This is a genomic window from Candidatus Pelagibacter communis (assembly GCF_001179845.1).
Lineage (GTDB): Bacteria > Pseudomonadota > Alphaproteobacteria > Pelagibacterales > Pelagibacteraceae > Pelagibacter > Pelagibacter ubique_Q.
Genome location: NZ_CVSB01000001.1, coordinates 1 through 1,058, shown reverse-complemented (window position 1 = coordinate 1,058; position 1,058 = coordinate 1). Strand labels below are relative to the sequence as shown.

Here is a 1,058-nt window from a genome sequence, read left to right as displayed (position 1 = left end):
CCCATCCATTAATATAATACTTGCAACTTGTGTAATTACATTTTGTTGAAAATAAATTTCTGTTATTGGCAAAAGCAAAGTCACGTGGTTTGATAATGCGACTGTTAAAGCCCAAATAATTGACTCTGGGATTGATCTTTTAAAATATTTTGAAGTAATTAAGTAAGCGATAATTCCACATATCGATTGCATAATTAAATAAGAGAAAATTTGTTTAAAATCCACTTGTCCAATTTCATTTTGTGCTATTAGCTTAATTATCAATGCTGGGACTGCGATATAGAACAAGAAAAGATTTAAAATTTTAGCATGACTAAGGTCTAAGACTTTCAACTTACCAAATACAAACCCTAAAAAAGTAATAAATATAAATGGAGTAAGTCCTAAAAAAATTGTGAACATAAATTATTTAATTGTTATTCTATGCATAATTCTATTTCCTTTGAAAGGTGTTGCCTGATGAAGCATAGATCTGTTATCCCATATAGCCAATTGATTTTTTTCCCAAGGCAATGAAAACTGAAACTTCTTTTTAATTTGATGATTAAATAAAAATTTTTTTAACTTTTCTTGATTTTTTATCTTTGAACTAAAACCAACAAAATGTCCTGGGCTACAATAAATCGAATAATTTGTGCTGATTTTTCTAATTATTTTATGTGAAGATTTAAGTTCTTTAATATTTTTTCCTTTTTCTTTTACTCTTTCTTTTGTTGTAACAGAAATTGGACCCTCAGAGGAATATTTAGCTTTAATATTTTTAAATTTTCTTTTTATTGAATTTGGTAATTCTTTATAAGCAAGATATTGAGAACAAAATTCCGTGTTAGCCTTTCCTTTTTTTGGTACAAGTTTTGAAAGCAACATTGTAAATCTTGGTGGCTTTTTTGTATAAATGGAGTCGGTATGAAATTGCTCACCAAAACTTGGTCCTTTATCTGTTGATTTTCTTTGCACTACCGTAATTTGAGGAAATTTCTTATTTAAACCTTTCAATCTTGGATAGTTAGCCAATTTTCCAAAATTTTTTGCAAACTTTATATAAAGTTTAGAAGTTA

At 27.4% G+C, this 1,058-nt stretch carries 2 protein-coding genes; both read right to left on the bottom strand.

Annotated features, from left to right (window positions below; translation table 11 throughout):
* On the bottom strand, positions 1–402 hold a 402-nt coding region (locus tag AMN81_RS00010), incomplete at its 3' end, for an AEC family transporter (RefSeq protein ID WP_179850547.1).
* A gap of 3 nt (positions 403–405) precedes the next feature.
* On the bottom strand, positions 406–1,058 hold a 653-nt coding region (locus AMN81_RS00005), incomplete at its 5' end, for a TauD/TfdA dioxygenase family protein (protein ID WP_072090119.1).